This is a genomic window from Jatrophihabitans lederbergiae (assembly GCF_031845305.1).
Lineage (GTDB): Bacteria > Actinomycetota > Actinomycetes > Mycobacteriales > Jatrophihabitantaceae > Jatrophihabitans_A > Jatrophihabitans_A lederbergiae.
The window spans coordinates 1-6,702 of the sequence record NZ_JAVREH010000096.1 but is presented as its reverse complement, the minus strand read 5'-3'; the positions used below and the strand labels follow the sequence as shown (position 1 = coordinate 6,702).

General features: G+C 62.3%; 6 protein-coding genes. 1 reads left to right on the top strand and 5 read right to left on the bottom strand.

What is annotated here, in order from left to right:
* Nucleotides 1-143: 143 nt before the first annotated feature.
* From RM423_RS23750 to RM423_RS23735, 4 genes are all read right to left on the bottom strand, one after another.
* Nucleotides 144-2,750: a restriction endonuclease subunit M gene (locus RM423_RS23750; protein ID WP_311425519.1), complete on the bottom strand. Its 2,607-nt coding sequence runs from the start codon at nt 2,748-2,750 to the stop codon at nt 144-146.
* 267 nt (nt 2,751-3,017) lie between these two features.
* Nucleotides 3,018-3,470 (bottom strand): Panacea domain-containing protein, encoded by a 453-nt coding sequence (locus tag RM423_RS23745; protein ID WP_311425518.1) that lies wholly within the window; start codon nt 3,468-3,470, stop codon nt 3,018-3,020.
* Between the two features lie 174 nt (nt 3,471-3,644).
* On the bottom strand, nt 3,645-3,851 hold the full coding sequence (locus RM423_RS23740) for a hypothetical protein (protein ID WP_311425517.1): 207 nt from the start codon (nt 3,849-3,851) through the stop codon (nt 3,645-3,647).
* A gap of 244 nt (nt 3,852-4,095) precedes the next feature.
* Nucleotides 4,096-4,404, bottom strand: a complete 309-nt coding sequence (locus tag RM423_RS23735; protein WP_311425516.1) for a hypothetical protein — start codon at nt 4,402-4,404, stop codon at nt 4,096-4,098.
* Between the two features lie 87 nt (nt 4,405-4,491).
* Here RM423_RS23735 and RM423_RS23730 point away from each other — a divergent pair, with 87 nt between their 5' ends.
* Nucleotides 4,492-5,199 carry a GGDEF domain-containing protein gene (locus RM423_RS23730; RefSeq protein WP_311425515.1) on the top strand — a complete coding sequence of 236 codons (708 nt, stop codon included), beginning with the start codon at nt 4,492-4,494 and terminating at the stop codon, nt 5,197-5,199.
* Here the strand turns inward: RM423_RS23730 and RM423_RS23725 are convergent.
* Nucleotides 5,149-6,504 (bottom strand): HNH endonuclease signature motif containing protein, encoded by a 1,356-nt coding sequence (locus tag RM423_RS23725; RefSeq protein WP_311425514.1) that lies wholly within the window; start codon nt 6,502-6,504, stop codon nt 5,149-5,151. The two genes, RM423_RS23730 and RM423_RS23725, sit on opposite strands and share 51 nt — an antisense overlap.
* Between the last annotated feature and the right edge of the window lie 198 nt (nt 6,505-6,702).

Genomic DNA, 6,702 nt, shown 5'->3' with positions numbered 1-6,702 from the left:
GCATGTGGAACCGGCGAACCGAGCGACTCGGCCAAATTGTCATGCCCCCACGGCACAATCGGAAACCACAGAGGCTTCCGCCTCAACAACGACGACCAACAGGCGCTGCGTGAAAGTTTCGGGCTAGTGGCTAACGGACCGCGTTAATCTTCGTCGAGGCCGTACACGGCTGAATTGACGATGACGCGCCGGTCCTCCGGTGAGCCCACTTGCTCCCACAGCATGAGCGCGGATGACAGGTGCTTCGCCCAGTTGAGGACAACGCTATTTGAGGCTGCGATGTGCGCAGGGGTGGGTTCGGCGAGGATGAGGTTCCTGATCTGGTCACGGCTCAACTTCCCGTAGCTGGTACCGCCTGATTCGGTCCACAATTGCAGTCGGCTGGTTTCGCTTCGTAACGCTGATAGCAACCATCCGACTGGGTATTTGTTTATTGCTTCCGGTCGCAGGCGGATGATAGCTACTCCGTCCGGGGCGGCGACAATGTCACTCCCCTCATGAAGGAGTACGCCGATGTTGCGGCGTTCGGGCCGCACTAGGCCGATGACGATGTCCCATTGCTGTAGTGGGAAGGCGTCCTTACTCTTGCGGTCTGCGACGTGCCATGTACGCTCCGGTGCCTGGGGGATCACTATGCCTTCGACGGCTCGAATGTCCTGCCCCTCAACAAGCCGACAGAAGCCCTGGTAGGTGCCTTCAATAGTAATATCGACGGTGTCCTCTAGTACCTCAGCTATGTCATGCAGTGTGACGTGTTTTGAGCCGAGAAGGTTTCGCCGGTTAGCTAGAGCGCGAGGAACCAAGCGGCGGGGCTTCATATCCAATGATTCGTGATCGCGAATATCGGACAGAGTCGCGCCGGCCCAGGAATTAGGCACCCTGTTCCGAGCGCTCTTACGGACGGCTTTGAAGCCATCGCGCACGCGGGTGAAATCCGACGCCAAGATTAGGTTGTTGTCCGCGTCCCGTAACTCCAACCCGGACTCCGGGTCGCGTTCCGGGATGACCGTGAATCCTTTGCCGAGTTTGTAGCCGACGCGGCGGACTATGTCGGCGTGAATCGCGTAGTTCGGGATTGTGTCGATTCGCCGGTGTGTGATCTTCTTCGCAACCATGATATTTGACCGGAGGTCGGCGTCTGATTTCAGGAAGATTCTACGCGGCAATTCCACCAAGGAGAGTAGTTGGAAGTGCTCTAGTATCCACTGGCGGACGTATCCGTATGTCGCGGTACACAGATACCCCTCCGGAAGGATAATGCCCATTCGGCCGCCAACGACAAGTGCCTTCCAGCATCGCTCGATGAAGAGGATGCCGAGTTGTTGCTGCGGAAGAAGCGTCTGTGTCTTTACCCATCTGCCGTTCTCGCCCTGCTCCCATACATGGCCCAGGTCGTAATTGCGCAGAGTGTCGGCGCGCTGCTCCACCGTGCGAGAGCCGAACGGCGGGTTGCACAAGGCGACGTCGAGTTCTTCGGACCACGTTGCGTGGTCCTGGATGGAGTCCTTGAGTTCCAGCTGGCTCTGCCCATCGTGGTTCAGAATCATGTTAATGATGGCCAGGTCGTACGCGCTCGGGTCGCGGTCGCATCCTCGGATGCGCTGGTGAGCCTGCTGGTCATCGTCGGCACGCATTCGCGCCAGGGAGGCGGTAAGGAAGTCCGCCGTGCCCATCGCCGGGTCGATCACGGTATCGTCCGGGCCGATCTCCACCATATCCACCATCGTTTCGATCAGGGATGATGGCGTGAAGAATTGGTCCAAATCCTTCTTGAAGACCGCTGGAACGAACGACATGAAGACCTGTTGCATTGCGTCGTTGCTGGCGCTGCTGAAATTGACATGCTGCACACTGCGGACAACATCACGCAACGTGGGCTCGGCTAGCTCACTGGTGGCAACCGGAGTAAACAGCGACGCCGCATTGCCGTACCGCCTCGCGGACACCTCGTAAATGACCTTGACCCGTTCCCAGAATCCAGGGTCCGAGCCTTCATAGACTTGAATCGCGAGGTCGCCGAGGCGGCCCTGTCGGCGGGCCGCCGCTGCGGCTCGCTCATCGACATACCGGGCCAGCAATAACTTGACGGTTTCCCGGTACCGCTGCTGCTGGTCATTTACTCCATGCGAGCGCATGACATTGGCGATGTTGAGAAGCGTGTTAGCGAAATCTTCCGGCTCTAGAAGTCGGTCCACTGTTAGCGGCCGGGACTTATACTTCTGACCCCACAAGGGAAGGTTAGCCAGGGTATCGCGATGGATAACTACATGAGTCGAACCGCTCACATGTTTGACTAATTGCTTGACCAACAGGATTTCGTTTATACCATCCCAGTATGCCCCGAGGACATCCATAGACGGAAGCACCAGCATTGCTGGCTCTAGTTGGAAGTTCACCGCTTTGCGCTGACTGGCCGAATCGCGTTTGATTTCAGCCACCAACACGGCGTGTTGAAGCCGCTCGGCGGGTGGCATTCTCGACAGCGCCAGCACGGGACGGCCATAAATAACAACATCGGCTCGGACCTTGTTTCGCCCGCTCTCTCCGAGCCCGCGAACCACTACTGTTTCCACAGCCATGTGGGCCTTCGGGTAGCCGTGATCTATCAGAAACTCTAGAAAGTCGATGCGGCGCGCTTCTTCGGTAGGGGTCAGGCCATCTTTGGCAAGCGCTTCCGCTTTCAGCGGTCCCCGGATGGGGCAATGCAGCAGAATTGAACCGGTCGGTTGGGCGAGAGTCCCTGTCGTCACCGGGGTATTATGCCGCACGGCTCGCCTGATGTCGGTAGCCGGGTGAGCGTGTCTACTGCCCAGATCGCCCCGTCAGGGCCCGCGCCCTTGCTCGAAACTGTCAGAGGTGGCTCCTAGCCTCTCGCCTGTGATGATGACGCGGTGGAAGGAGCAGGGTGGCCCTGTGTGGGCGACACTAGGTTGTAGTTCGGAGGGTCCTGTGGCTCTGAGAACTTCCCCGAGTTCGAGGCAGGCTTATTCCCACGGCTCTTCGCCAACGAAGCTGAACTAGCTGCGCTGCGTGCGTGACGCGAAGTGCTCCCGCATCGCCTCGGTGGGGATGGTGGCGTTGCGCCGGCCGACATCGAAAGTCTCCCGCCACGGCGACTCGTTGTGCGTCATGTTCCGAAGTCGCCACGCGGCGTAGCCACCGTAGGTGTTCCACGTCCGAAGCAGGAGGTCAGTCGCCTCACCATCAACGTCGGAGAAGTCGAACGGGTCATCGTCGTCCAGGTGTACGTCACCAGATTCCCAGTGCTTGAATTCGTGGTAGACGGAGGGCACGACCGGACCATGTGCCCAAGCCTGAATGGTGTCAGAGAAGAGCGGCTGCCCGGTTGAGGCCAGGCTGTGGCCTTGCGCGTAGTACAGCAGCTTCTGGAGCTTGAGGTTGGACATGTCGGCGTCCTCAGCCTCGGCCCAGGCGACGAACCACTTGGCGATGGTTAGGGCGTTGTACATCTCATTGCCTCCCACCTCAATCGTCCACACTTCAAGCTGCTACGTCCCCACTCTGTACACAGGTTATCCACCTGGTACGACACTCTCTCCCTACCGGTTCGCCTGAGTGTGACATTACCCTCGGACGCGCGGAAGAGTTTCGCTGAAAGCGGCAAAGGCGGACAAGTCACCGCCCTAGTCATCGTCGCGGTGTTCGTCCTTCGGCGCATCCCGGCCACGGCGCGGCGCTGGCGTGGCGTGCATCGCGCGTACGACCTCTTCAAAGCTGGCAGGCCATACCGACACCCGCTCGTCGCGGCCGAGCGGCTTCTCAACTGTGTCCTGGTCGTCGTCTAACGCGGGGTCGCGGTCTGCCTGGCGCGGTCGGTCATCGTGTGTCATCGCGTGTCACCTCGTATCACTGCGTGTCAGTCTTACACAGACGTAAGGAATCGGTAGCGGGGCTCGCGTGGGCGTAAGGCACCGGCAGTCGTGCTGCCCGACTCGCTAGGTACGTCCGGCCTGAGAAGCTTCTGGTTTCGAACAGTTCAGAAGCGCCATAGGAGGACCAAATGCCGAACACCCCTGCGAAATCCCACGCACACAGGCCGCCGCGAGCAAGGCCCGACAGGCTCGCGGCATGCTGCTAACCGACGGTGGCGGCGTCAACCCCCAGACGGGGACTGGCGGGTTCGGTTTGCAGTACCTCGCCCAAGCCGTCGAATCGCTCGCGTTGGCTGTTTCCGCGCTTGCGGACAAACAGCTCTAGATCGCGCCGGGCGCAGAGCGCCTGCCACGTCTGGTACTCGAAGTCGGTTTCGAACCCCGCCGCATCCGCCTCGGCACTGACCGGGATACGGGAAACCTCAGCCTCCGCGACCCACCACGCACGGCCCACCCGTAATTGCTGAGCCGTCGCGGGGTCGATCCCGGCCGGGATCGGCATGAGCTTCATTTCGAGTAATAATTCGGTCATTTCCAGTCCTCCGATGTTTTGGGTCCGTCACGTCACACATCACCCGCAGATCTTCTTCTTGTTCCGGTGTTGTACGGAGCCTCCCAGTTGCCGAGGTTCGGAGCGGTGCTGCTCACGGGCGCCTCCGTGGCGGGCGCGACGATCGTGGTGTTCAGTCAGTTGCCCCTTCGCGAGGCGGCGACCGACACGGTGTGCCTGGCCACCATGATGTGCACGGTGGCGACCTTGTTGGCGGCTGCCGCACAGCGCCGGGCGGAGCTGGTGGCCGAACTGCGGTACCAGGCGGCGATCGACCCGCTGACCGGGCTGGTGACCCGCCGGGTTCTTGATAGCGCGGCGCAGGCGGCGCTAAGTGCGGGTCCGGCCGGGTTGGGAACCGCGCTGATCTTGCTCGACCTGGACAGGTTCAAGTCCGTCAACGACAACTACGGCCACCCGGTGGTCGATGCCGTATTGGTGCAATTGGCGGAGGTGCTGCAGCAGAACTGCCGCGGCGACGACATGGTGAGCCGGATGGGCGGGGACAAGATGGGTTTGCTGCTTCCCTCCTGCACAGCCGCGGCGGCGTGGGAGCGCGGCCAGGAATTGGTGTTCGCCATCTCGCGGCACCCCTTCGACATCGGGCAGGACCGGCACCTCAGCCAGCCTGTACGCCGCTGCCGACACGGCGCTGTACGAGTCCAAACGCTCCGGACGCAATCGGGTGACCGAGGCCCAAGCCAGTTAGCCAGGACGGCGGTTGGCGCCGGCCCCCGGGCGGTACGGCCACCGTGACGGTCCGGGGCTTACGACTGTGGCTTGCTGCAGACGTCTCACCGATAGGCGCGGTGGGCGTGGTTTAGGGTCGGGTGTTGCGTGGGGTTGTTGGTGGGGGTCGATCCAGGGTGGTGGGGTGAACCAGGGTTGGCCGTCTTTCATGTGGATGGTCCAGCCGCCGGTGTTGATGCGGTCGTGGTGGTGGTCGCAGAGCAGGCAGAGGTTGTTGAGGTTGGTGGGTCCGCCCTGAGACCAGGGGGTGATGTGGTGTTTCTCTGTCCATTCGGGTGGGTCGGTGCAGCCGGGGAAGGAGCAGCCTTGGTCGCGGGCGATCAACGCGAGGGTTTGACCGGCGCTGGCGGTGCGGCGGGTGGTGCCGTAGTTGAGGATCCCGCCTGTGCTGTTGTGCACGATCCAGGCGATCCAGGCGATCCAGGCGATGCTGGCCTCATCGGCCAGTCGCAGCGCGTGGTCGACGGACAGTTTCTGGCCGTAGCTGGTGGCTGCGAGGCCGGTGCGGGTCTCGAATTGGTCAGCGGTCATGGTGATCAGCACGGTCGCGGGCACCCCACCTGACACAGGCAGTTCCCCGGCGCGCAGGGCGAGTTTCAGGACCGACCGGAACGCATCATGCATCCGCTGCCCGCCACTGCGCTCATCCCGCTCGGTGTGTGCCCCTGGCTGTTCTGGTTCAGCTGGTTGCGGTGCGGCGAGGGAGTGCAGCACGGTCATCGCCAGGGCGGCGGTTTCGGTGTCGAGGTCGGCGGTGAGCCGGTATATCCCGTCGCCGCGGGGCAGGCAACTCAGAAACCGCCGCCGCCGCTGGCTTTCGGTGTCAGCCAGTCGCCCGTCCGGATCGAGGGTGTCGACCAGTTGCCGGGCGATCCCGGTCAGCGTCCCCGCGTCAAAACACAGGGCCTGCTCGACGAGGAACGCCTCCGCCTGCGCTTGCTCATCAACCGGTAGCGGCGCGGCGCGCAGAGTCGTCATGGCCCGGATGATGACGTCCACCTGCCGGGCGGTGATCGAACCCTCCGCCCGAGCAACCGCGGTCAAGGGCAGCACCGGCGGCAACACCTCACCCGACAGACTGAGCCTGTGCCCGAGTTCGTGGGCGTGCCGAACCCGGATCGAGGACTCCGCCGGTGACAGGTTCAGCACCCCGGACAGCACCTGCTTGGAGCCACGCATCACCAACCGACCGGCGACATTCCGGGCCTCCAGCTCGGCGATCAGCACCGCGTCAAAGGCCTCCAACTGACGACGCGCCCGCTCAGCAACACGCACCACCTCCAGCAGCTCGTCATCAGACAACGGCGCCAACGACGCACCCACCAACGCCGCAACAGCAACCGGCAAACCAGAAGCAGCGACTACCGCCGCCGCTCCCATCGTCCCGGGACCTGACCCCGAGTAGTGGACACGCTCAATCCCTGCTTCGGTGGGGTGGAAGCGAGATGATCCACTCATGGCGAGGAAGAACTACTCCGAGGAGTTTCGCCGCGACGCTGTCGAGTTGTA

What these genes read in the sequence shown, in the direction of transcription:
- RM423_RS23745 (WP_311425518.1), bottom strand. Translation starts at nt 3,470, where the DNA reads ATGTACAACGCCCTAACCATCGCCAAGTGGTTCGTCGCCTGGGCCGAG.
- RM423_RS23740 (WP_311425517.1), bottom strand. Translation starts at nt 3,851, where the DNA reads ATGACACACGATGACCGACCGCGCCAGGCAGACCGCGACCCCGCGTTA.
- RM423_RS23735 (WP_311425516.1), bottom strand. Translation starts at nt 4,404, where the DNA reads ATGAAGCTCATGCCGATCCCGGCCGGGATCGACCCCGCGACGGCTCAG.